The organism is Sphaerochaeta sp. (assembly GCF_050178175.1).
Classification (GTDB): domain Bacteria; phylum Spirochaetota; class Spirochaetia; order Sphaerochaetales; family Sphaerochaetaceae; genus Sphaerochaeta.
Genome location: NZ_JBFXGH010000003.1, coordinates 14642 through 36541 on the forward strand (window position 1 = coordinate 14642; position 21900 = coordinate 36541).

24 protein-coding genes, 1 tRNA gene and 1 pseudogene are annotated in these 21900 nt (G+C 48.8%); 8 read left to right on the plus strand and 18 right to left on the minus strand.

Annotated features, from left to right (window positions below; translation table 11 throughout):
- Nucleotide 1: 1 nt before the first annotated feature.
- On the minus strand, nt 2-1480 hold the full coding sequence (gene xylB, locus AB7S66_RS00705) for a xylulokinase (protein ID WP_428517463.1): 1479 nt from the start codon (nt 1478-1480) through the stop codon (nt 2-4).
- An 86-nt stretch (nt 1481-1566) separates the two neighbouring features.
- Here xylB and AB7S66_RS00710 point away from each other — a divergent pair, with 86 nt between their 5' ends.
- Nucleotides 1567-2358, plus strand: a complete 792-nt coding sequence (locus tag AB7S66_RS00710; RefSeq protein ID WP_428517464.1) for an AraC family transcriptional regulator — start codon at nt 1567-1569, stop codon at nt 2356-2358.
- A gap of 355 nt (nt 2359-2713) precedes the next feature.
- The gene (locus tag AB7S66_RS00715) at nt 2714-2953 is read left to right on the plus strand and encodes a hypothetical protein (RefSeq protein ID WP_428517465.1); all 240 of its coding nucleotides are present in this window, start codon (nt 2714-2716) and stop codon (nt 2951-2953) included.
- 104 nt (nt 2954-3057) lie between these two features.
- Here AB7S66_RS00715 and AB7S66_RS00720 read toward each other — a convergent pair whose 3' ends face one another.
- The 3 genes from AB7S66_RS00720 to AB7S66_RS00730 are packed head-to-tail and all read right to left on the minus strand — an operon-like array spanning nt 3058 to nt 6073.
- On the minus strand, nt 3058-3942 hold the full coding sequence (locus AB7S66_RS00720; RefSeq protein WP_428517466.1) for a ribokinase: 885 nt from the start codon (nt 3940-3942) through the stop codon (nt 3058-3060).
- 8 nt (nt 3943-3950) lie between these two features.
- Nucleotides 3951-5486, minus strand: a complete 1536-nt coding sequence (gene cls / locus AB7S66_RS00725; RefSeq protein ID WP_428517467.1) for a cardiolipin synthase — start codon at nt 5484-5486, stop codon at nt 3951-3953.
- A gap of 56 nt (nt 5487-5542) precedes the next feature.
- Nucleotides 5543-6073, minus strand: coding sequence for an epoxyqueuosine reductase QueH (locus AB7S66_RS00730; RefSeq protein WP_428517468.1), 531 nt, complete (start codon nt 6071-6073; stop codon nt 5543-5545).
- A gap of 87 nt (nt 6074-6160) precedes the next feature.
- Here AB7S66_RS00730 and AB7S66_RS00735 point away from each other — a divergent pair, with 87 nt between their 5' ends.
- Nucleotides 6161-7243, plus strand: coding sequence for a tetratricopeptide repeat protein (locus AB7S66_RS00735; protein WP_428517469.1), 1083 nt, complete (start codon nt 6161-6163; stop codon nt 7241-7243).
- 146 nt (nt 7244-7389) lie between these two features.
- Here the strand turns inward: AB7S66_RS00735 and AB7S66_RS00740 are convergent, their stop codons facing one another.
- Entirely contained in the window at nt 7390-9435 is a 2046-nt protein-coding gene (locus AB7S66_RS00740; RefSeq protein ID WP_428517470.1) for a patatin-like phospholipase family protein, read from the minus strand.
- Nucleotides 9436-9554: 119 nt separating this feature from the next.
- Between AB7S66_RS00740 and AB7S66_RS00745 the strand changes: the two genes are divergently transcribed.
- Nucleotides 9555-9638, plus strand: a tRNA-Leu gene (locus tag AB7S66_RS00745).
- A gap of 111 nt (nt 9639-9749) precedes the next feature.
- On the opposite strand, the gene AB7S66_RS00750 is transcribed toward AB7S66_RS00745, so the two are convergent.
- The 5 genes and pseudogenes from AB7S66_RS00750 to AB7S66_RS00770 all read right to left on the minus strand — a co-directional run bounded on the left by AB7S66_RS00750 (nt 9750) and on the right by AB7S66_RS00770 (nt 11155).
- Nucleotides 9750-9935: a hypothetical protein gene (locus AB7S66_RS00750; RefSeq protein WP_428517471.1), complete on the minus strand. Its 186-nt coding sequence runs from the start codon at nt 9933-9935 to the stop codon at nt 9750-9752.
- Between the two features lie 21 nt (nt 9936-9956).
- A complete protein-coding gene (locus tag AB7S66_RS00755) occupies nt 9957-10118 on the minus strand; it encodes a hypothetical protein (RefSeq protein WP_428517472.1) in 162 nt (53 codons plus the stop codon).
- Nucleotides 10119-10214, minus strand: a complete 96-nt coding sequence (locus tag AB7S66_RS00760) for a hypothetical protein (protein ID WP_428517473.1) — start codon at nt 10212-10214, stop codon at nt 10119-10121.
- 185 nt (nt 10215-10399) lie between these two features.
- A pseudogene (locus AB7S66_RS00765) lies at nt 10400-10630 on the minus strand (pyridoxal-phosphate dependent enzyme); the annotation flags it as partial.
- A 162-nt stretch (nt 10631-10792) separates the two neighbouring features.
- Nucleotides 10793-11155, minus strand: coding sequence for a pyridoxal-phosphate dependent enzyme (locus AB7S66_RS00770; protein WP_428517474.1), 363 nt, complete (start codon nt 11153-11155; stop codon nt 10793-10795).
- 261 nt (nt 11156-11416) lie between these two features.
- Here AB7S66_RS00770 and AB7S66_RS00775 point away from each other — a divergent pair, with 261 nt between their 5' ends.
- Entirely contained in the window at nt 11417-11698 is a 282-nt protein-coding gene (locus AB7S66_RS00775) for an autorepressor SdpR family transcription factor (protein ID WP_428517475.1), read from the plus strand.
- Nucleotides 11685-12344, plus strand: a complete 660-nt coding sequence (locus AB7S66_RS00780) for an SdpI family protein (RefSeq protein WP_428517476.1) — start codon at nt 11685-11687, stop codon at nt 12342-12344. Before AB7S66_RS00775 ends, AB7S66_RS00780 begins: the two co-directional genes overlap by 14 nt.
- Here the strand turns inward: AB7S66_RS00780 and mltG are convergent.
- Both mltG and AB7S66_RS00790 read right to left on the minus strand, forming a co-directional pair.
- Nucleotides 12328-13707: an endolytic transglycosylase MltG gene (gene mltG / locus AB7S66_RS00785; RefSeq protein ID WP_428517477.1), complete on the minus strand. Its 1380-nt coding sequence runs from the start codon at nt 13705-13707 to the stop codon at nt 12328-12330. The two genes, AB7S66_RS00780 and mltG, sit on opposite strands and share 17 nt — an antisense overlap.
- A complete protein-coding gene (locus tag AB7S66_RS00790) occupies nt 13700-14785 on the minus strand; it encodes a hypothetical protein (RefSeq protein ID WP_428517478.1) in 1086 nt (361 codons plus the stop codon). Before AB7S66_RS00790 ends, mltG begins: the two co-directional genes overlap by 8 nt.
- 393 nt (nt 14786-15178) lie before the next feature.
- Here AB7S66_RS00790 and AB7S66_RS00795 point away from each other — a divergent pair, with 393 nt between their 5' ends.
- Entirely contained in the window at nt 15179-15742 is a 564-nt protein-coding gene (locus AB7S66_RS00795) for a DbpA RNA binding domain-containing protein (protein ID WP_428517479.1), read from the plus strand.
- A gap of 3 nt (nt 15743-15745) precedes the next feature.
- Entirely contained in the window at nt 15746-16384 is a 639-nt protein-coding gene (locus AB7S66_RS00800; protein WP_428517480.1) for an MBL fold metallo-hydrolase, read from the plus strand.
- A gap of 61 nt (nt 16385-16445) precedes the next feature.
- Here the strand turns inward: AB7S66_RS00800 and AB7S66_RS00805 are convergent, their stop codons facing one another.
- From AB7S66_RS00805 to thrH, 6 genes are all read right to left on the minus strand, one after another.
- Nucleotides 16446-16805 carry a TraR/DksA family transcriptional regulator gene (locus tag AB7S66_RS00805; protein ID WP_428517481.1) on the minus strand — a complete coding sequence of 120 codons (360 nt, stop codon included), beginning with the start codon at nt 16803-16805 and terminating at the stop codon, nt 16446-16448.
- 121 nt (nt 16806-16926) lie between these two features.
- Nucleotides 16927-19560 carry a DUF3744 domain-containing protein gene (locus AB7S66_RS00810; protein ID WP_428517482.1) on the minus strand — a complete coding sequence of 878 codons (2634 nt, stop codon included), beginning with the start codon at nt 19558-19560 and terminating at the stop codon, nt 16927-16929.
- Between the two features lie 36 nt (nt 19561-19596).
- Nucleotides 19597-20163, minus strand: a complete 567-nt coding sequence (locus tag AB7S66_RS00815) for an ECF-type riboflavin transporter substrate-binding protein (protein WP_428517483.1) — start codon at nt 20161-20163, stop codon at nt 19597-19599.
- Between the two features lie 30 nt (nt 20164-20193).
- Nucleotides 20194-21078 carry an SAM hydrolase/SAM-dependent halogenase family protein gene (locus AB7S66_RS00820; protein WP_428517484.1) on the minus strand — a complete coding sequence of 295 codons (885 nt, stop codon included), beginning with the start codon at nt 21076-21078 and terminating at the stop codon, nt 20194-20196.
- Complete coding sequence (locus AB7S66_RS00825) at nt 21056-21280, minus strand: hypothetical protein (RefSeq protein ID WP_428517485.1); 225 nt, start codon at nt 21278-21280, stop codon at nt 21056-21058. The genes AB7S66_RS00820 and AB7S66_RS00825 overlap by 23 nt, the downstream gene beginning before the upstream one ends.
- Nucleotides 21280-21882 (minus strand): bifunctional phosphoserine phosphatase/homoserine phosphotransferase ThrH, encoded by a 603-nt coding sequence (thrH, locus tag AB7S66_RS00830; protein WP_428517486.1) that lies wholly within the window; start codon nt 21880-21882, stop codon nt 21280-21282. The genes AB7S66_RS00825 and thrH overlap by 1 nt, the downstream gene beginning before the upstream one ends.
- Between the last annotated feature and the right edge of the window lie 18 nt (nt 21883-21900).

Below are 21900 nucleotides of genomic sequence, written 5' to 3' on the forward strand. Positions count from 1 at the left end.
CCTACTGAAATATAGGCGTCATCGCCTCAACATACGATTGATAACGCTCGTATGCCTTCGCATACTGCGTTCCTGCTTCCTTATTCGGTTCACAACCCTTTGCATCATCAAACCGCACATGCTCTGATGCAAGGTCCACAATCGACCCTCCCTTGAGGGTCCATAATGCCTGGAGAGCTGCTCCAAAGGCAGCACTCTCTCCGACTTCTGGTACAGAAACCGGCAACTGCATCACATCACATGCGATCTGTCTCCAGATGGCACTCTTAGCCCCACCGCCGGTGAGGATGATCCGCTTGGGGATGAAGCCAAGCTCCCTGAATGCATCCAATCCACCCTTCATGGCATAGATGGAACTTTCCAAGGCAGCCCGGGCAATGTTCTCAACCTTCATATTCCCCATATCCAGACCGGCGATCACTCCCTTTCCGTGTGGCAGGTTAGGCACTCTCTCTCCGTTGAAGAAAGGAAGCATGGTCACCCCCTCACAGCCAATGGGAGCCTTCTCAGCCAGCCTGTCAAGTTCCTTGACATCATAGCCGAAGAGCTGTCTCACCGACTCTGTGGTAATGGTGCAGTTCATGGTACAGAGCAGTGGAAGATACCCACCGGTGGAAGAACAGAAGGCTGCAAGTCTGCCTTTTCGGTCGGTAATGCAATCATCACTGTATCCGAACAGTGTACCGCTGGTACCCATGCTCATGGTAAGATCGCCCTTTCCCACACAACCGGTCCCAATGGCTCCCGCCATATTGTCCCCTGCACCACAGGAGACAGGAATCCCTTGTGGGATGCCAAGCTCCTTTGCCGTTGATGCCTGTACCTTGCCAGCTGCATCCCCTGCCTTGGTAATCGGCGGCAACATGCTATAGAGATCACGCTCCTCATCCACCGCCAGCAGTACTTCCCTGCTCCATGCCTTGTTCTTTACATCAAAGAAGGCAGTACCGGAAGCATCACCTGCTTCAGCACTGTAGACTCCCGTCAGATACAGATTGATGTAATCATGGGGAAGAAGGATATGCGCCAGCTTTGCATATGCATCTGGCCGATGTTGTTTCAAGTGAAGGATCTTGGACAAGGTATAGCCGGGAAGAATCTGGTTTCCCAGGAGCTCGAACACCCTCTCTTCTCCCCCGAGTTTCTTCGTAAGTTCGTCACACTGTGCTTTGGTTGAGGTATCACACCAGAGTTTGACTGGAGCCAGCACCTCTCCATCCTTTCCAACGGGAACAAACCCATGTTGCTGTGCAGAGACGCCGATTGCGACTGCCTTCTCCTTGATCTTTGGATCTATCTGGGCAAAGCAGGACCTGATTGCATCCAGATACCATACAGCTTCTTGCTCACGTGTCCCATCATCCCGGCTCTCCATCTCGTGGGAGGCACTGACGGTCAGCAGGACTTGCTTTGTCTCAGCATCATAACAGAGTACCTTGGTGCTCTGGGTGCCAGTATCAATTCCTATAACAACTTGCATACAAATCCTCTCCTTTGTTATAGCATTACCCATCAAAGACACGATTACCATAGACAAGATTGTGAAAACATATGTATTATTGACTTATGGAACTGTTAGATGCGGTCTTTGTATTCCAAATGCATGAAGAACAGGAACTCCTGTGGCATCAGCGAGTACACAATCACGAGCCTGGACAATTTGAAGTCCACTACTTTGTCAGTGGAAGTGGCACGTTCAGCAATGCCCAAAACCGATACACCATCTCACCAGGCTCATTGTTTGTAACCACTGGGGGAACTGTGCATGCTATCGAGGCCGACCGCCAGGCTGGTCTCACCTATTATGCCACCCTGATCAACTGTCCTGAAGAACAGGATTTGGTGAACAAGCTGGAAACAATGAACCCTATTCGGCTGGGAACAAACTGGCGTTTCTTCTTTGAGGAAGTCAGGGACAAGGGCCTCAGCCAACTGAAGGAATTACGCATCAGTGCCTGCCACCAGATGCTCGGCCTCTTGTACAACCTTGCTGCCGGCACAAAGCTGGAAGAGAATCAAGGGGAGAATGTGCACCTCGAGAAAGCCATCCGCTATATGCAACGACATGTCTTTGACAATCTGAGTCTGCAGATGATCGCCGACCATGTGCAACTCGATCCTTCATATTTTGTTCGTCTGTTCAAGAAACGCATGAACACCACCCCGATGCGGTATTACTCAAACCTGCAGCTTGAAGTGGCACGTGCACTACTTACCAGCACAACCCAATCCATCAAGGAAATTTCAGAGAAACTGCAGTTTTGTTCTGAGTTCCATTTCTCCAAACGCTTCAAGCAATCCACAGGGAGCAGCCCCTCTTCCTACCGAAAGACCCATTTGCAACTTCTCGGCTTGTAAGTGTGGAAGAAGATACGGAACTTCTTCCACGCACCTCTTGTCAGAAGTGACAGGTACCTTTGTACATGTCTTTTGTCATATCATGGGATGTGCCACAAGTAATATTTCTTCATTATTATTCAATCCCTCTCAGATTCGACGATTTCATCATGTCATAAGTGACTACTTCTCGCAGATTTTCTCATGAAACTTGTGTAATGTGATATGTTATTGGTATATGTTATAGGTTACTTCTTCTAACATATGACAATATATAATTTCTTCTATTATAACAATTTATTTTTATTCTCTATTGACATCTTCTTACATCTTACATACTATATAACTGTAACAACGGTTACAAAGGAGTAAGAAGATGAAGAAGCTTAAAGCCATCATACTGACAGCCATCTTGATGACCGTCTTCTCTTCTGCTCTTTTTGCTGCCGGCATGCAGGATACGGCAGTACTCAAGTTGCACGCCTCCATCCCTGAGAGGAACACCTTTACCGCCGATGAGTCTGGATACTTTGAAGTTGAATCGAATGCGTACAACTTCACCTATTCAGTTGCTGAAGAGGGAGCGAACAGAATGTTGTTCGTGGTTGCCAATTAAGACAGATTGAAGCGCGTCCGGACAGACAAGCTTGCAAATATTGAAGCCAGTGATGAGGGAAACATCACTGGCTTCTATCTTTACCTGATTGTATGGGTGAATTCCTAGTCGAATACCTCATTCGCCAGAGGGATCGATGCCATTGCCCCTGGGCGAGAGACAGCAAGCCCAGCCGCTTTGCTGGCTGCACGCAAACACTCCCCTATGGAGAGTCCACGTGAGAGCGAAGCCAGATAGTATCCGATGAAGGTATCACCTGCTGCAGTGGTATCAACAACCGGAGTGTCGTAGATTCCCTCACTGATCCTCTGATCCTTGTAACCGTAGAGACAGCCCTCCTTCCCAATAGTCAGGAGAATTTCGCTCTCAGGATAATTCTTAACAAGCTGTTCCAGAATATCGGAAAAAGCACTGCCCTCTGGAAGATCGGCAAGGTTGGCCCCTTCGATCTCATTTACTACCAGAAGATCCAGAAGTGACAGAGGAAGATTGCGTACACTTTGGTCATAGGGCGCCAGATTCATGCAAACCTTCATCCCCCTTTTCTTCGCTTCACGGATCAGGTGCCCATTGTGGACAATCTCGTTCTGGAGAACCAGCATATCACCTGAGGAAAATTGCTTGAGCGCTTTATCAATCTCATCGATGGTAATGGCAGTGTTCCCTCCTCCGTAGAGGATGATTGCATTCTGTTTATTGCTATCCAGCTGTATCAACGCCTGTCCTGTCGCCCCTTCATACCGATGGATGAGAGAAGTATCGACCCCATAGCTTGAGAGCAACTCCAACAGGAATGCGCCATCCTCCCCAATCTTTCCTGCATGAAAAACCTCAGCACCAGCTTTAGCAAGGGCAGCACTCTGGTTTGCACCCTTGCCCCCGGCACTTTTGGTGAGAGACGTGCTCTGCAGTGTCTCCCCGCCTTTTACAATGTGGTCTACCGTGAAAATCAAATCAATATTGACAGAACCATAATTGAGAAATCGCATCTTTCCTCCTATAACAACGGGGCAGCCAGTTTCAGGACCATCCCGGTAAGCTTCTTGATCCATGAGCGGTTCTTTACAAAATCCAGGGTGATTATTCTACTGACATCCAGGGTCTTTCGTATATCATCATGCACTTTCTGTACGACGGAAGAGCCATAAAACGCCACCCCGTTCTCAAAGTGCAAGTAGAATGAGCGATAATCCATGTTGATCGTTCCAATAATGGCAACCCGGTCATCACTTACGAACATCTTGGCATGCAGGAACCCTGGTATGTACTCATAAATCTTCACCCCCGACTCCAGCAGAGGCCGATAATTTTCCCTGGTAACCGCAAACACATACCATTTATCAGGCTTATGGGGAGTGATGATACGGACATCAACGCCACTTTGGGCGGCAATCTTCAGCGCAGTGAGCATCTCATTGTCCAGGATGAGATAGGGGGTTGTGATCCAGACATACTTTTTAGCCATGCTGATTATCTGGATATAGGCATTTTCTGCAACATTCTCATTATCCAAAGGGTTATCGGCGAAAGGTTGGACAAATCCATCCGTTTTGCAGGTTATGGTGGGGCGATATGCATAGTAATCCATGGGCTGCCCGATAGAGAAAGCCCAGAGTTGGAGAAACATCTGGGTGAGACTCCAAACAGCATCCCCCCTAAGCTTGACCGCAGTATCTTTCCAATGTCCGAACCTGATTTTTCGGTTGGCATACTCATCGGCAATATTCATCCCACCGGTGTAGCCCACATTGCCATCAACGACCAAGACTTTACGGTGGTCGCGGCTGTTCGATCGGCTATTCAAGTGAGCCTTCAATGGGTTGAAGGCAACTACCTCAAGCCCAAGTGAACGAAGTTTACGATCGTAGTGGGAAGGGATATCGAAAATGGAGCCTACATCATCATACATGAGACAGACACGTACTCCCTGCATACGTTTCTCAAGGAGTACAGCGAGCACAGAGTCCCAGACCTCTCCCTCTCCAATGATAAAGAACTCAAGAAAGATAAAGCTCTTGGCCTTTCTCAATTCTACCAAAACATCCTTTATCCAGTCCTCTCCACTTGCAAAGTATTCAACTTCAGTATTTCCCCATACTGGGTATGAACTGATATGTGCAATGTACTGTGCTTGCCGTGCAAGCGTTCTTGAATAGGCAGCGAGGGCTTTCATGGGAAGGAGGTTGCTATAGGCACCACCGGCCATGCCTCGTAGGTTGAGCTCCTCCAGTCTTTCCATTCGTGCACGAAGGCGGGCATTGAGCCCACGAGTACCGAAGAGGATATAGAACAAGCCGCCATAGACAGGAATGGTCATGAAAATAAGCATCCACCCGATCTTATATGCAGGGTTGAGATCCCGGACGACTACAAGAAGAGCCATCATGATGGAAAGACCTGAGAGGAACTTAATCCAGAGCGCATCATTTTGGGCAAACCCAAAGATGTTGATAAGGATGGCAATCTGGAGGGAGATGAGAACGAGGGAGATAAAGAGTCTGCCCGTGAAGAACTTCAGTAATTTTCGAAACATGGCTGCTCTCCCCCTTGGCAGAAGAGTATAACATTTCGGCCCTAGCTAGGCAAAGCCTACTCCTTGGGCATCGAGAACTCACACCCGCAATAGTGCTGGCGATAGAGCCCCAACTCCTTGCTTAGGCGGACACTCTTTTCAAAACCACCTTTCTTCTTGAAATCAATCTGCTCAAAACCCGGAAATTGTTCTCCAATGCTGAATATTCGTTTACTGTTCTTGAATCGGCTGACCGTCAAGGTAGTCGTAAAATGCTTGAAACCCAGTTCCTCAGCCTTGAGGGAGGCTTCCCTCAGGTTGTAAGCGAAACAGAGGCTGCATCTGGTTTCCCCTTCCCTCTCCCCTTCATGGCCTTTTACACTCTCCAACCAACGTTCATGGTCGTAATGTTCATGAATTACCTCCAAGGAGTAGGCTTGAGCCACCTCCACCAGAGTCTCATAGCGCCTCTGGGCTTCTTCCAGGGGGTAAATATTGCTATTTGAAAAGTACAGGACAGGATTCCACCCATCCTCAAGCAGTCTCTCGATGCTGGCGGTACTGCAAGGTCCGCAACAGGCATGTACCAGAATGTCATTCTCTTCCATGTGCCCAGCATACGGCAAACCATCATGAACTTGCAACCACCTGCCTTTCTGTGTAGAGTACAACCGTTGAAGGGAGGTCCCAACATTATGAATAGAAAGAAGAACCTTGGCTTATGGATTACGTTGTTGATCGTGGTACTCATATCCGTAATCGATATCCCTACGTATAGCAAATTCCTCTTGATCGCCCTCTTCCTGTGCTCCCTGCTATACTACAGGCGAAGCGTCATCTACTACATCAGGGCAAACAGCAAGATCACCAGCAAGAATGAGGATGACTGGCAGTACGCCTGGCCCCTCTACCGAAAGGCCATCAAGGCGGGATTGCAGAAACCCTTTGTCATTACGGCAGCAAGCATGTTCCTCCAGCGTGGGGATGCAGAGGAAGGCAAGCAGATCATTGAAGACTACCTTAACGCTGAAAAGGGCCGAAATGAAAATCTTGACAATGTTGCGAAGACCATGGTCAGCATGGCCTATTGGATGGATGGGGATCTTGAGAAAGCAATTGAATGTGTAAGGGAAGTCCATGAGGGTGGTTATCGGGATAAGAACCTGTTCATCAACTACACCACCTATGCATTGGCTGCCGGTGATCTTGAAAAAGCTGAAGAGTTGCTTGAAGAGGCAGGACAGCTGGAAGAAAGCAGCCCGGGCATCAGAGACAGCCGTGGCTGGTTGCTTCTCCTTCGTGGGAAATGGGAAGAAGCAGATGCACTGTTCCAGGAACTCATTGAGAAGGGTCCCCGTTTCCCTGAACCTTATGTACATCATGCACAAGTAAAAATTCACTTTGGGCAAGTGGGTGATGCAATTGAACTGCTTAAAAAGGCATTGGATGCCCGCTACGCAAATACCTCAGGTTTCAGCAAGGAAATTATCCAGCAAATGATAGATGGCTTGGAAAATCCAGAGACCAGAAGGAAAAGCGCACTGGAGATAGACAGTGACACTGCTTCAGTGGCACTGGGGAAAAAGCCTGCATCAATCGACCAGGACTTTCCCCCAGAGGAGGGATATGTGCTTGAGGGGTTCGCAAAACCTAAAAAACAGAAGAAAAGCGCCCCCAAACAGCAGAATAACGTGCTGGTTGAGAGCGATGACAGGACCCCCAATACAGACCTCACCGAGGAGGACCTGGAGTATATCAGAAAGCACAACCTTGAGTAACGCTAGTGATCAAACTTGTAACTGGGCTTGGAGCGGACAGAGGACAAGGAAGCGAAGATATCGAGATATCTGAGCTGACATGAACAAAGTCCATCAGTTCGATAGGCCCAAGAAATGAAAAGCAAAGATTTACATGTTACAGATCACTAAAATACCATGTTGAAATAGAAGCCCCAGACCAGGGTATTTACCTTCTGGTCCCAACCTCCGTAGATGGTCAACGGCAGTGAACGGATTCCCAACAGGGAGATGTCAGTGTGCAGTTGCAAGCCAAGGGAGAGATAGGGAACAAAGGTATTCCGGTTCCAGAGCAAATCCGTATAGATGGCAACAGAACTGTTGTTGAAGATGAACATCTCTGCCATCGTGGGAGCTAATCCACTCGGCCGGTACCCTATCGACATCCCCAATCCCACCAGATGATTCGCTGGATTGCTGCTGACTGTCAGGTCATGGCCCTGGCTCTTGATCTGGGAGTCAGTGGTTCTGAACCCATCCGAGAAAAAGAAGGGAACATCCCCCTGTCCATCCAGTGCAAATCGCCCAAAGGCATTGACTGTGGCAAACAGGTCGAGGTTCTGGTTAAGAATCTCTGTTGTTCCTCGAGTAGCAACAAACGAGCGTACTTTTGAGAAATCTCCCAACATCTGGAAGGAGAGAGAGAGTGATGAATCGTTGAATGCCCATAGGCCACCATTCGCCGGATACAGACTCCCCTTTGCGATGATAGAGTAAAGGAAGGTATGACCGTCAAAGAAATCGACATGGTCACTATCCTCAAAGTTGTTTATCTGCTCATAGGATTGCAGCAAGCTGATTCCCAGTTTTTGATCAAAGGCGAAGATCCTTCCCTCCAGGTCAACACCACTGGAAATGATTGGTGCCACGTTTGCAATATCGAACATAAAGGAGCTGTAGAGGGAGAGACGTAAATACTTGAGGAAGGTGTAATCAAACTGTGCGCGAATTGCTGGGGCAGTAGAAAACCGGTCATTGCTGCGGAAGTCGAAGGAGTATCCAGGATTGACGCTTACCGAGATATCATCCTTCCTGTAGATGAACTTCAAACCGATGGTGGAATCATCCTTGAGCACAGAAGGATCAGCCTTGAGGTAATCACTATCCAAGCCCAATCCAAACAGCTTGGAAGGAATATTCAAGGGCACATGTTTGTAAAGATTATAGAGGTTGGAGCTCTCTTCCATCTTCAACGCCAAGTCATTGCGTTTTTCCGAGAGTTCAAGGGAAACCGAATTCTTATGCAAGGTGGACAATTGCTCCTGGTGTTCACTAGCGGAGCGATACCCTTGCTCGACCAGGTATTCTACGCGGTCGAATTCCATGAACGAGACATCCTCTACGGCACAACGAATCCAGACAACATCTGGGAGGGCCTGCTTGAGCTCTTCCACCCCCCTTCTTCTCTTCCCAATATCGATGGAAACATTGAGCACGGTCAGAGGATTCTTAAGATTCAGGGTATCCATATCATAGAAGGTTGTTGAGACGATGACAGAATCAGCATACGTGTATGCCAAATCAACAGGGGCGAGATTGGTAATACCCCCATCTATCAATAGGTGCCCCCGGTATTCAACAGGAGGGAAATACACGGGGAGGGCATAGCTTGCCTGCAGGACAGTGAAGAAATCGCCTTCACTGATGGTAACCTGTCGCTTGGTCACAAGGTCCTCTGTCACCACAATGATGGGTATGGGAAGCGTTTCGAGCTGAAGGTCGGAGCCAACAATCGAGGCAACCTTCGCCAGGAAACGGGAGGAATCAAGCATCCCACCGCTCACAGGGAGGGTAAGGTCGAACATGCTCTGGAGATTAACCGAGGTTACGCTTTCAAGGATCTGGTCAGGGGAAAGCCCTGCTGCATAGAGGAGCCCTACAATGCTGCCCATTGAATTGCTTATGATGAAATCAGGGACAATATCCTGCTCCTCCAGGTACTTCAGAACCCCGATATGGGCAAAAGCTCGTGCTGAACCACCGCTTAGTACGAGCCCGACAGGAGAGCGTTCTCCTTGGGTACGTGCAAGTATCCGCTCCCTGAACATTTCATCCCCATAGGAGATGGGTACATCAGAGAGAAGAATATCATCAGCTTCATCAGCAGCCGCAAGGCTTGAAAGCACCATACAGATCAGCAAAGCCATTATCAGCAACTTCTTGAAAGTCTTCACGATTTCCTCCATGTATGCCTTACTGTAAAGCAAAGAGGCTGAAAAGACAATCTCATGCTACTTTTTTGGAAACGCTGTTGCTTTTTTCAAAGGGATTTGATAGCATGAATCTCGTTAACGCCGGCGTGGTGAAATTGGTAGACACGATAGACTCAAAATCTATTGAGCGCAAGCTTGTATCGGTTCAAGTCCGATCGCCGGTAGATAAATCATTACTATATAACGATTTAAGGTGCACAAATGTGCACCTTTGTTGTTTTTTGGCTGAATAACACCTCTATATGATAGTAGTCAGGAGTCCCCGAGATAGGTCCTCACAACCAGGTAGACCAAGTGTATCCTGCCTCACTCAAGGCTAGTTCCAATGCTTCTTGCGTTTTGGTCTCAAATCCAATGAGGACATTTCCTGTATCACTTGCAGCATTACGGTAGTGGAAAAGACAGATATTCCATCGGTTTTTCAGAGCACTTAGGAAGTCTCCTAGTCTCAGGAAATTCAATCTGGTAGAAGACCTGGTGCTCTACTTCGGTGGCCTCACCCCTATCATATGACGGAGATGCTCCTTGGCAATGTCACTATCCGAGAAATCAGTACAGGCAAAGCCTGCTTTCTTGATACGTTCCAACAAGCAATGCTCGTCCTCGTTTCCTGCAACAGTCAGTCCAACCAATACATGAGCCATTTATCGGCGTTGCAATCGATACGAGAACTCCGTAACACCTCTATCCTTTACCACCTCCCTGCAAAAGGTATGCAGGGCTCCAGACTTCCCGGGCATATGCAATGAGAGCAACGCATCCTTTCCTGAACCCAGAAGGGTTCTCTCAGCAACCTGCTGAAGCTTTTCGAATGTAATATTCGCCCCTGAACAGATGGCTGCCGCATGGACATCAAAGGGAAGGTCATACTTGCAAGGGCCAAGACACCTGCAGGTTCCAGGATACTTTTCGTCTCCTCAAAAATACCTTTCATGGCATAACAGATCTGGTCGGTACTGACCGTCATGAAATCATCAACAAGACGGGAAGCAAGGCTGAAGGGAAGAGAGCCAACCTGTTTGACGGCAACACCATCTGCAAAGATACCAACATGGGGAAGCACCACCCGCTGGCCACTCGCTATACTTGCGGCAAGGCAGTTGCTGTCCTGGGGTTCCACATTAATGATCTGTACATGTGGTCTGAGTGCTTTCACATAGCTTGCAATCCCACTGATAAGGCCCCTCCCCCTACCCCTACAAATATAGGGGTGACCTCACTGAGCTGTTCCATGAGCTCCTTGCCAATCGTTCCGTTCCCTGGCCAGCAATGACCAGAGGGTCATCAAAGGGATGGATGAATGTCCTTCCGTTTTCCACTATCCACTTTCTGCAGTATGCGTAGGTCTCGGAGTAACTATCGCTGTACAGTTCAATCTTTGCCCCCAAACCCTGACAGCATCAACCTTGATGGACGGAGTAGTCTTGGACATGATGATCAAGGCATCAATGCCAAGCTTTTGCACTGAGAGGGCAACTCCCTGCGCATGGTTGTCCGCGCTTGCGGCAATGACTCCCCGGCTCTTCTCCTCACATCTGAGATGAGCAATCTTGTTGTAGGCTCCCCTGTGTTTGAAGCTGTGAATACCCTGCAGATCTTCCCGTTTCAGGTACACAGAACAGGCTTTCTCCTTGCTTAAGCGAGGAGCATAGGCAAGTGGGGGTTTCAATTGCAACATCATATACCTTGCTGGTAAGGATATGCTTCACCACATCATCAACAAGTATCGGGCTCATTGCTCGTTCCTTTGTGTGTATTCATTCATACGAGGCCCCCCTGGATTGAACCTACAACATTACCTTCCAGTAGCACAAGAAGTGCTGAAGAAATTCCGCTGTAGAGGGAAAACGTATATCCCTAAGAGACAGATAAGGAATACGCTTGACCAATGGTGAGGAGAAGGATACTATCTATTTAGAATTATTTCGAAATAGGAGTAACCATGGGGTTTTCAGAAACCATGAAAGCGATAGCCGATCCCCAGCGAAGGGAGATGCTCTCCCTTGTCAAGAAACAACGCATGAGTGCGGGAGAGATTGCTACGCAGTTTCCCAACCTCTCTGCAGCTACCGTCTCCTACCATCTCTCCTTGTTGAAAAAAGCTTCCCTGATCACAGAGACGAAATACAAGAACTTCATCTACTATGAACTCAATGCCTCAGTATTTGAGGAAATCATACTTTGGTGTGCCCAGTTTACCGGAGGTATCGATGAAAAACCGTAACCATCTCATTGACAGAACTCTCATAGTCACGACCATTATCTGCTTGGTCCCGATTCTCTTCTCGGTTGCTGTCTACCAGCGGTTGCCTGACCAGGTCCCCATACATTTCAATGCAGAGGGGCGGCCCGATCATTATGCGAGCAAGGCTTTCGGTGCATTCGGCATGCCATTGTTGTTGGCACTACTCAATATTTTTGTGCAACTTGCGGTGAAAACCGACCCAAAGCGAGATACCTCCAGCAAACTGTATCATATAGCACGATGGACCATCGCTATGCTGACACTGTTCATTGTTCCCTTCTCTCTCCTTATTGCACTTGGACAACCGTTCCGGGTAGAAAAGGTTGTGCCTTTATCTGTAAGTGTATTGCTTCTGGTGGTAGGGAACTATCTACCCAAGATCAAGCAGAACTACACTATCGGCATAAAGCTGCCATGGACCTTGGCCGATGAGGAGAACTGGAAGAAAACCCATCGTCTTGCCGGTTGGATCTGGACTTTCTTCAGCCTGTTCTTCATCCTGGTCATCCTCCTTGATTTCTATGTTGTCTGGATTTTCTTTTTGGGCATCGCAGCGATGGTGACATTCCCATTGGTCTACTCTTTTCTTTTGGCCCAGAGACAGCAGGCTAGCGGTACAGACTGATGTTCTGCTTATGCTCTTCGTAGGTCTCGGCATAGTGGATTGCCTTGTCATACCCATGTAGATAGTAGAAATAGGGAGAGTCCTTCGGGAAGAAAGCTGCCTCAAGCGCATCAACTCCAGGGCTGCAAATCCCTGATGGTGGCAAGCCTGCCTTTCTCCGCGTATTATACGGGCTCTTTGTCTCCAAGGCTTCCGTTGGTATCGGGTTTTCCCAATCACCGATCTCATAGCGGGTGGTTGCATCAATTCCCAATGGCTCACCATTCTCCAAACGATTATGGATAACCGAGGAAATCCCCTCCATTTGTGTCACATCCTGTGTCTCGGCTTGGATCATGGAGGCTACAATCAAGAGCTCCTCAATGCTGTAGCGTTCCAGCAGAGGTGAGTCCAACAGCCCTTGCAGTTCACGCAGCATCTTCTGATACATTGCCAGAGCCAACTCCTCTCCGGCACGATTACGATGAACCGTATAGGTTCCGCTCAATAACCACCCCTCAGTGAAGCTGAGCTGGTAGGCAGATGCCAAATCATTGACTGCTTCAATGAAAATACCCGACTCCCCTTCCAGTCTGTTTGCAAGATAGTCATCAATCTCAGAGATTGTGAAACCAGGGGGAATGGTCACATCCATGGTTTTCTCAGTATTTGCAAGCATGGATGCAACTTCACTGAACGACAGATTACGTCCCATTATATAGGTACCAGTCTGAATCACCGTAGCAAGTTCTTCTTCCACCAGGTAGGCAAGAAACGCCTGCGCATCCTCAACTACCCCCAACTGTTCGAGCAAGAGGCTGACAGTACGAGCGGTCATTCCACTCTCAATGGTCAGTGCTACAACATCGCGCTCCTCCACCACCGGTGGAGAAGGGGCAAGAATGGCAGGCTTCTCATAGTGTGCATAGAGGAGGATAAGAGCGGTACATGCCAGCAATGCGATGAGTAGTGGAAGCAAAAGGCGCATAGAGAGAGGAGGACGGTAGGAGGTACGCTTGCCTATCTTAGGAGGCACAACCTGCTGTTTCTTGGGCTTGGATGTCTTGGTTGCAGGATGCTTGCGGGTTCTTGTCTGCACCACATGGGGATTCGGTTGATCAGCAGTACGGGGAGTTGGCTTTCCCTTTGCAGGAGGAACCCTGGTCTCAGGCTTTACCGCAGGTTGCTTGTCAGAGGGAATCCTGACTGTAATGCTGCGTGTGGTGACGGTTGGCTTCTTTCTTGTTGTACTGGTTTTTTTTGACGGGGCTGAAGCATCAAGTACTACCCTGTGGGATGAGGTACCCTTCTTTTGCTTTGGCTTCTCTTCCTTTCCCTCGAGGTCAAGGGTGAGCTGTTTTGGAGGTTTGGGTTTCTCAGCCATCGCTCTCAGGTTCCTTCATGGGCAACAACTCGTTTATCTTGTTCTGCTTGAGCCGGATGGATGCATGCACCTGGGCAATCTGCCGGTTATATGTCTCAATTTGCGTCTGTAAGTGGTCGATCTTTTGTTTTTCCAGTTCAATCTGTGCTTCCAACTCCTGTACCTTGATCAAGTTTTGTAGATTCTTGATCTCTTCTTCCAATGTTCTTATCCGGGACCGATGAAGTGTAATCTGGTCCATCAAGGAGATCGCTTTCTGTCCTACCATCCCTGCATGCACTGAATCTGGAAGGGATTCATAGAGAGCTTTCCCATACAAGTGGGCCGCTCCTTGATACGTTTTCTCTTCCTTTTTCATAGCCTGAGAGAGTTCTTCCAACCGCGATTTTGGGCTTTGCACCTCTTCACTACGAAGTCGTGCAATCGCACTTTGGTGCAGCTCCATCTCTTGTTTGAGCGCAGATTCCTCCTTTCTCAGCCGTTCAAGCTGCTTGCCAACTTCAGGATGGCGGCTGAGTGGAAGGTCGGCTTCACACCCAATAGCTACCAGGGTCTCCCCTGCTTTTGACAGCAACCCCTCCATCTGCCTTCTTGCTGCATCGAGACGCAGATGCAGGATCTGCCTTCCCAACTTCCCTTTGTAGGACCCAAGGCGCTCCTCAATCTTCCGGGTCTTTCTCTGGTGCTCCTCAAACAGTGGTTGGCAAACCTCCTGTATGTACCCGGGAAGGGACTCTGAACCATAAGCCTCATAGGCAATGGCGCCAATTTGGGCATGGATTTTACGTTTTGGTTGTGCAAGTGCCTTGATGTCAAAAGCAATCTCCTTCACTTTTCTTGAACGATCTTGCATCTGCTGAATATATACACGTACCTGTTCGAACGATTGTTTCGCTTCTTCCCATTTCTGGCGGGTGTCCCGATATTGCTCATATTCACTGCGGGCATACCCAAGACTGACGTTTTCCTCTATCAGGGAAACGCTTTTTGCCAAATCCATGTATAAAGCAAGTAAATCTTCATGGTGCTGTTCGATCGCTTTCTGTTTTTCCTGGATATCTGCCTGTAATGAGCCCATAGTTGATAGTATCATAGAGGGGGGCTACTAGGCAAAGAGAGAAGAACCAGCATGCATCCTTTTCATCGTTCCTTGACAAAGGGAGAAGAGGTTCGGTATTCTGGATACAAACTGCCTTGGGATGGGAATGGTTTATTCATGCTGCCATATTCTTTTCCACGACAGATTTGGAGAGCGTTTGCTTACATGTGCCAGCATGTACCCTCTTCTATGAGTGTGACCACAACGGTATCCACTTACTTCTGTCTCAAATGGGCAGAAGCTATGCCCACCACGTTTCCCACACCCCCTATGAGGCGGGGGGACGGGGGAGCCTGTTCCCAAAAAAATTTAAACATTCAGCCCTTCCGCTGGCACGGACCAAGAGGCTCTACGAACCAAGGAGAATTGCTCATGGCTATTGACAACAAGAGCACCCCGACCGACGACCTGGTAATTGACACCATCCAGCTGCTTGCTGGTAAAACCAAGGCTGACCCGAATCCTGATGAATTGGAACAACTCAAGCGTCTGATCAAAAAGAATGTCCCATTCACACTTCGTGGCTATTTTATGGCCTATTTGCTCAGGGAAGTCCTGCAGGCAAATACCCCGAAAAAGGCTGGTTCAAGACCAGCACCGAAGGCAAAGCGAGAAGCTCCTGCAAAGAAAGAGGAACCCAAGGATGAGAAGGAGAGCCAGGAACCCCGTAAGAAAGCTCCCAGGACCCTTCCAGAGGGAGCAAGGACACTGTACTTGAACATTGGCAAGATGAAGAGACTGTACACCAAGGAACTGAGCCAGATCCTCCAGACAGAGCTTGGTATCGAAAGGGATGACATTTACAGCATCCGCATCCATGACAAGTACTCTTTCATCAGCATGAGTGAAGAGAACTGTGAGAAAGCTATTGAGAAGCTTAATGGAATGGATATCAGAGGAAGGACAGCTTCCATCAGCTATTCCAACAAGGAGTAGGAAATGATTGTGGAACGACTTGTGGTGGGGCCCTACCAGACGAACTGTTACATCATGGGTAATGAAGAGACCTCCAGTGCCTGGATCATCGATCCAGGGGCTGATGGTCAGCTCATCATTGACCGCATCACCCAACGAAACCTCACCCCTGTCGCCATTCTGTTGACACACACTCATTGGGATCATATTGCTGCCATAGGAACCCTTATAGAGAAATGGCCTGATCTTGAGCTGCTCGTAGCTGAAGAGGAAGCCTCTGCTCTATCATATGAGCATGTCAAACAGGTTTGTTTTGATAAGAGTTTCCTTCAAATGCATGACAAGGAGTTGCAAAAGCTTCCCAGGCCAACAGGGTTTCTCTCTGATGGCCAGTATTTGCAAGACAGCCACCTGCTGGTGTTGCATACCCCGGGTCATACAAAGGGGGGTGTATGCTTGTATCATGAGGAAGGACAATTCATATTTACCGGTGATACACTGTTTGCCGGTAGTATAGGCCGGACTGATCTGGAAGGTGGTTCCTACACCGAGATCATGGCAAGCTGCAAACGATTGCTCAATCTCCCCGGGGAAGTGCAAATACTTCCCGGGCATGGACCTACCAGTACTATCAAGAACGAATACAACAATCCATTTCTGTAAAAAAATCCAGATGGTCCCTAACAAGGAGTTCCATCTGGTTTTTTTTTGCCCAGACAGGAGACTATTTTCTCCCCGGGACCTCTTCTGCGTTTTTGCAATCGATGCAAAGTACAGCATAGGGGATAGCTCTGAGCCTTTCCTCTGGAATCTTCTTTCCACATCTCAGACAGTACCCATATTTTCCATTATGGATACGGGCGATGGCATTCTCGATGGAGCGGAGGCGGTTTGCCTCATGTTTGTTGATCGCTTCCATCTTCTTGAACGCAATATCATCAGCCGCAACATCGATGCTGTCCTTGATCCCCATGGAATTCACCATTTCCCGGAAATCACTGTTATCCTCAGTGAGTTTCTCCAACAGTTCATTTCTCATGGAAACGAGAAGCTCTTCCATCTCATGCACAAATGCCTCGGACATTATACGCCTCCTACAAGGGACAGTACCTGTACCCTTTGGATTTTATCCATATAAGATGGGGATAAGATGCGTTGTTGTCAAGCTCCTTACCTCATTTTCAGCATATTCAGAGTGATTTTGTCTAAAAAGGGTACCAAAACATAACCTTTCCGATAAAACGAGAATAGAGACTGGCTGCAAGAAGGGCCATAATGAGAGCCATTACCACAAAATCCACCGATTTTAGTTTTCGTTGCATGTACCAGGTACGGCTCTTTGAACGGGCAAATCCCCTAAGGACCATGGCATTGGTGATGACATCGATCCGGTCAAGACTGCTGAATACCAAGGGTGTGATCACACGCCCCACTGAAGAGAGCCGTTTCTTTAGTGGAGTCTGGGAAGAGAAGTCAACGCCCCTTGCCATCTGTGCATGCAGGATATGCATATAGCTCTTGGTAACTTCTGGGAGATACCTCAGTGCAAGTGCAACTGCGTAACTGATACGATAAGAGATCCCCAAGCGATTCAATGAAGAAGCAAACTGTGAGGGATGGGTGATGCTGACAAAGAGCAAAGCCATCGGGAAGATGGAGAAATATTTCAGACAGACCACCACCAGGTAGAACAAGGTTTCCGCACTCAGGGAATACCTGGCATGTTCAGGACCAAGGATGATGGTTCTGCTGCCAAGATACCGGGTGCCTTGATCAGGGGAAAAAAGATAGATAAACATTGCGTTTAGAGCAATTACCGTCAACATACCCATGATGTAGGGAGAGAACTTGCGAAGGGGTATCCTTGTCAGGGAGAGCAAGGAGAATGAAATGATGGTGCTTACCATCAGGAACCGTATGTCGAACGTGGTAAGGCAGAACACAATCCACGTCAGGAAGAGGATGAACTTTGTAACACCATTGAGTTGGTGCAACGGGGAATCGGTCTCCTCATAGGTAAGCGCAAACCCAAACTTTCTCCCCTCCTTCTTGGCTCGTTCCACCCGCTTCCGTCTCGGTTTCATTGCAGAGAGGGGTTTCTCCAAGGCAGGAATCTGGGAAACCTTGGTCGCTCGTGACCGGGTCTGTTGTTCTGCACGGACAAACGTATCGATGAATGAAGAGACATCGGAAATTCCACACCGTTTTGCGAGCAAGGAAAGACTGGTCTCCTTCAGGTTTGCCTTGTGGAGCACCTCATCATCGGCAAGTACATCACTGGTTGGCTTGTCACAGAGCAGATGCCCATCATGCAACACCAAGGAACGATGGGTATATTCGAGAGCGAGGTGCATGTCATGGGTGATGAAGAGAATGGTCAGACCGGTCTTCCTATTCAGTTCTGAGAGAAACTCCATCAATGCAGTATATCTCTGGTAATCCTGGCCACTGGTTGGCTCATCAAGGATGAGCAACTTTGGATTGGTCACGAGGATGGAGGCAATGGTCACCCGCTTCTTCTGTCCGTAGCTGAGTGCTGAGATGGGCCAGTGATGGTAAGGACGGAGTGCACAGAGCCCAAGCACGTCCATAACACGGTCCTTGATCTGCTCCTCCCCATAGCCTTGTTGCCTGAGGGCAAAGGCAACCTCATCATAGACGAGGTCACAGCTGATCATATGGTTCGGGTTCTGCATAACAAAGCCGATCCGTGAAGAGCGTTGGCTTGCTGAGTAGGCATCCAGTAGGGTCCCTTCATACCGGATATGACCGGAATCCTGACGGATCACTCCCATCAATATCTGTGCGAGGGTGGATTTCCCTGCCCCATTGTTCCCTAGGATGCTGACCATCTCCCCTTCATGAATGGTCGCACTAACATCATCCAGCACTGTCTTCAGGCCATCATAGGAATAGCTGATATGTTCCAGTTCCAGCTGGACAGGCTTCTCCTGTACATCGATGGGCCTCTGTTCCTTTTGATGCCATGCCTTGACCCTATCCATGCATCCCCTAAGATGTATGGTATCCAGGCTGCTTACATCACCAAGCGTGGAGAAGTCACATCCCGCCATCCGTAAAGCCGCCAGATACAAGGGATCGCGCAAACCCAGCTCACTCAACAGGGCTGTCCCCAGCAGTACCTGTGGAGTGGTATCGGCGACCAAGGAACCTTCCTGCATCACCAGGATTCGGTCAACGGGATAGGAGAGCACATCCTCAAGTCGATGTTCTATGATCAAGACAGTCTTTCCAGTCTCCCTGGAAAGCTGGTCGATAAGCCCCATTGCCTTCAGGCCGGTGGCTGGGTCGAGGTTGGCAAGCGGCTCGTCAAAGAGCAAAACTTCCACATCATCCACCAATACACCGGCAAGAGACACCCGTTGTTTCTGTCCCCCTGAAATTTCCTGTGGACTTTGCTTCAAGAACTCCTGCATCCCAACAATCCCAGCCATTTTGGACACCAGGTTTTCCATTTTCTTGCGTTCCATGCACTGGTTTTCCAGGGAAAATGCAATGTCCTCAGCGACAGTCAATCCTACAAATTGCGCATCAGTGTCCTGCAGTACCGTTCCCACCTTCTTGTTCACTGCGTAGATGTCTCCATCCTCAAGATTCATCGAGCAGATGGATGCAGTTCCCTCAATGACACCACGGAAAGCATGAGGGATAAGCGCATTGATGCAGTACCCCAGGGTACTTTTGCCACTGCCGGATGGCCCCACGATCAAGACTTTCTCTCCCTCTCGAATGGTAAGGTCGATATGCTTAAGCGTGGGTTCCGTCTGACCTTGGTATGTAAAACTGAAATCCTTGAAAACAATCTGAGGTGCTTGCATGTACCAGACTGCAGAACAAGCTGCAGATATTCTCCTTTAGGCTTCTTCGTCCCTGGTAAGTCCTTCTCTGCTCTTGTTGCGTTTCACAACCAACAGCAGCAAGAGAGTACCAAGAATGGCGATGACAACCGTATTGGAGAAGGCAATGATCAACTGCTGGGTGATGACCTTGTCCATCGGCTCAGCGAAGAAGAGGAAATCAAGCAATGCACTGATCATGTAGCCGATGAAATTTCCCAGGAATGCGAGCAGGATGAACAAACCGATTGAGGAACGGGGAAGTTCTCCTTTTTCAACACAGTTCTTGCTCATTGCAGGAAACATTCCGATTGCAATCCCCACAATACCACTACCAAGCATCCACGTGGGCCAGACACCCCATCCTGCAAACAGGTCGGTCAGCCAGTGGCCCAGGAATCCTACCAAGAAACCCACGATTGGTCCAAAAACAGCTGCAAACAAGGCCAGAATAGCCATGGCAGGCTTGATGGTGGTGTTGGCGAAGACGGGGATACTGACCAGTCCTCCCACTCCATAGAGAGCTGCACCGATGGCAATGATCACGACAATGCGCACCGGTTGCATTCCTTTGTTCTGTTCCATATTTGTTACCTCCTTACAGGCAATTACCAATCATTCTATCACCGAAAAACTGATTTTCCATCCCTCACCCGTTCCAATTCCGTAGGTTGTAGCAAAATCCCCCTGATTCAGGGCAACTGCAAGATTGAGGAGGCTGTTGATGTAGATAAGAGGCTCACCCTTTCCCACTTCAGTGAAGGACTTGCAGATTGGAAGCTTGTATCCATAGACGATACGGCCATTGCAGGAGATGGTTGTCTGCAGCATATCCCCGTTGCCCAGAGAAAGCTCATCCAAGAAGTCAGCACTGATATTGGTCCAGAGCGAACCATAGCGGGCATCAAGGATGTCCACTGAACCGACCAGTGAGGATCCTTCAATTCTGGAGCGTTCCATTTTCAGCTTGACGGTTTTTGGGACCAATGGACCGATTTCCTCATAGTCCAGATCACCAGAGGCCAATCGTGCCCCGGTGTATGCATATACATCCCTTCCATGAAAGGTGTGGCTTTTCTGGCTGCCTGAGAGACGATGGGTATCAACATTGATCATCCTCACCTCCAGTATCCCGATACTGTCTGCCACATGGGTCAGCGTTCCGTTGTCAGGGGTGACGATCAGGTGGCCACTCTCACTCAAGGCGACGACGCTTTTTCGGTCCGATCCCACCCCAGGATCGACCACACAGACAAAGACTGTTCCCTTGGCCCAATAGGGAAGTGCCTGTACCAGTCGGTAGGAGGCCTCCCAGATGTTGAATTGAGGGATTTCATGGGTAAGGTCCTCCAATCTCAGGAGATTGGACACCCCGTTTGCCACCCCATGCATGGCACTTACTGCTCCGTCGGACATGCCGAAATCACTGAGGAATACGACTGTCTTCCGCTCTTTCCAAGCCTGCAAGGCTACCAAGCTATCGCGTAGTTTCCTTTTCATGCTGTCCCTCCTGTTTCTCTCGCATTTGGCGGTCAAAAATCATTGCATACCTGATCAACAGTACAGAGAGTACCATCAAGACCAATGCTAGCATGACCACAAGGACAACAGAAGGCTTGTAGGCGATTGCGAGGAGAGAAAAGCCTACGAACAGGGAGAGAATGAGAACGATAATGGAGGGAGTCAGCCTGCCCTGTTTCATCAGTCCAGGAACTCCTTGATGATCTCCAGGAACTCATCATAGGTCTCGGCTATCTGCAGATGGGGATACTGCTCCAGTATGTTTTTGGGGGCACGGAACAAGCAACCACCATCCGCTTCCTGGATCATGGTAAGGTCATTGTAGGAATCCCCAGCCGCAAAGGTACGGTAATTGAGGGTCTTCAAGGCTTGGATGGCTTTCTTCTTGCCGTCATGCAGTCGCATCCTGTGCCGGATGATACGGTTATCCTTATCCACCTCCAGGCTGTTGCACCAGATGGTAGGCCATTTGAGCTGACGCATGAGGGGATTGGCAAACTCGCTGAAGGTATCACTGAGAATGACAACCTGGGTCATCGACCGCAGTGAATCGAGAAAAGAGAGTGCTCCTTCCATGGGACCCATCTGGGCAATGACATCCTGGATATCCTTCAGTTTCAGGTTGTGTTCCTCAAGGATCCTGATCCGTCCGGCCATAAGCTTGTCATAATCCGGCTCATCGCGGGTGGTAATCTTCAGTTCTTCAATACCTGTTCGCTCTGCCACGTTGATCCAAATCTCCGGTACCAAGACCCCTTCCATATCAAGACACACAATATCCATCCGCGACCTCCCCGATTG

Bases quoted from the DNA above. Each gene is read 5' to 3' on its own strand.
- xylB (WP_428517463.1), bottom strand. From the start codon at position 1,480: ATGCAAGTTGTTATAGGAATTGATACTGGCACCCAGAGCACCAAGGTA.
- AB7S66_RS00710 (WP_428517464.1), top strand. From the start codon at position 1,567: ATGGAACTGTTAGATGCGGTCTTTGTATTCCAAATGCATGAAGAACAG.
- AB7S66_RS00715 (WP_428517465.1), top strand. From the start codon at position 2,714: ATGAAGAAGCTTAAAGCCATCATACTGACAGCCATCTTGATGACCGTC.
- AB7S66_RS00720 (WP_428517466.1), bottom strand. From the start codon at position 3,942: ATGCGATTTCTCAATTATGGTTCTGTCAATATTGATTTGATTTTCACG.
- cls (WP_428517467.1), bottom strand. From the start codon at position 5,486: ATGTTTCGAAAATTACTGAAGTTCTTCACGGGCAGACTCTTTATCTCC.
- AB7S66_RS00730 (WP_428517468.1), bottom strand. From the start codon at position 6,073: ATGGAAGAGAATGACATTCTGGTACATGCCTGTTGCGGACCTTGCAGT.
- AB7S66_RS00735 (WP_428517469.1), top strand. From the start codon at position 6,161: ATGAATAGAAAGAAGAACCTTGGCTTATGGATTACGTTGTTGATCGTG.
- AB7S66_RS00755 (WP_428517472.1), bottom strand. From the start codon at position 10,118: ATGGCTCATGTATTGGTTGGACTGACTGTTGCAGGAAACGAGGACGAG.
- AB7S66_RS00760 (WP_428517473.1), bottom strand. From the start codon at position 10,214: ATGCCCGGGAAGTCTGGAGCCCTGCATACCTTTTGCAGGGAGGTGGTA.
- AB7S66_RS00770 (WP_428517474.1), bottom strand. From the start codon at position 11,155: ATGATGTTGCAATTGAAACCCCCACTTGCCTATGCTCCTCGCTTAAGC.
- AB7S66_RS00775 (WP_428517475.1), top strand. From the start codon at position 11,417: ATGGGGTTTTCAGAAACCATGAAAGCGATAGCCGATCCCCAGCGAAGG.
- AB7S66_RS00780 (WP_428517476.1), top strand. From the start codon at position 11,685: ATGAAAAACCGTAACCATCTCATTGACAGAACTCTCATAGTCACGACC.
- mltG (WP_428517477.1), bottom strand. From the start codon at position 13,707: ATGGCTGAGAAACCCAAACCTCCAAAACAGCTCACCCTTGACCTCGAG.
- AB7S66_RS00790 (WP_428517478.1), bottom strand. From the start codon at position 14,785: ATGGGCTCATTACAGGCAGATATCCAGGAAAAACAGAAAGCGATCGAA.
- AB7S66_RS00795 (WP_428517479.1), top strand. From the start codon at position 15,179: ATGGCTATTGACAACAAGAGCACCCCGACCGACGACCTGGTAATTGAC.
- AB7S66_RS00800 (WP_428517480.1), top strand. From the start codon at position 15,746: ATGATTGTGGAACGACTTGTGGTGGGGCCCTACCAGACGAACTGTTAC.
- AB7S66_RS00805 (WP_428517481.1), bottom strand. From the start codon at position 16,805: ATGTCCGAGGCATTTGTGCATGAGATGGAAGAGCTTCTCGTTTCCATG.
- AB7S66_RS00810 (WP_428517482.1), bottom strand. From the start codon at position 19,560: ATGCAAGCACCTCAGATTGTTTTCAAGGATTTCAGTTTTACATACCAA.
- AB7S66_RS00815 (WP_428517483.1), bottom strand. From the start codon at position 20,163: ATGGAACAGAACAAAGGAATGCAACCGGTGCGCATTGTCGTGATCATT.
- AB7S66_RS00820 (WP_428517484.1), bottom strand. From the start codon at position 21,078: ATGAAAAGGAAACTACGCGATAGCTTGGTAGCCTTGCAGGCTTGGAAA.
- AB7S66_RS00825 (WP_428517485.1), bottom strand. From the start codon at position 21,280: ATGAAACAGGGCAGGCTGACTCCCTCCATTATCGTTCTCATTCTCTCC.
- thrH (WP_428517486.1), bottom strand. From the start codon at position 21,882: ATGGATATTGTGTGTCTTGATATGGAAGGGGTCTTGGTACCGGAGATT.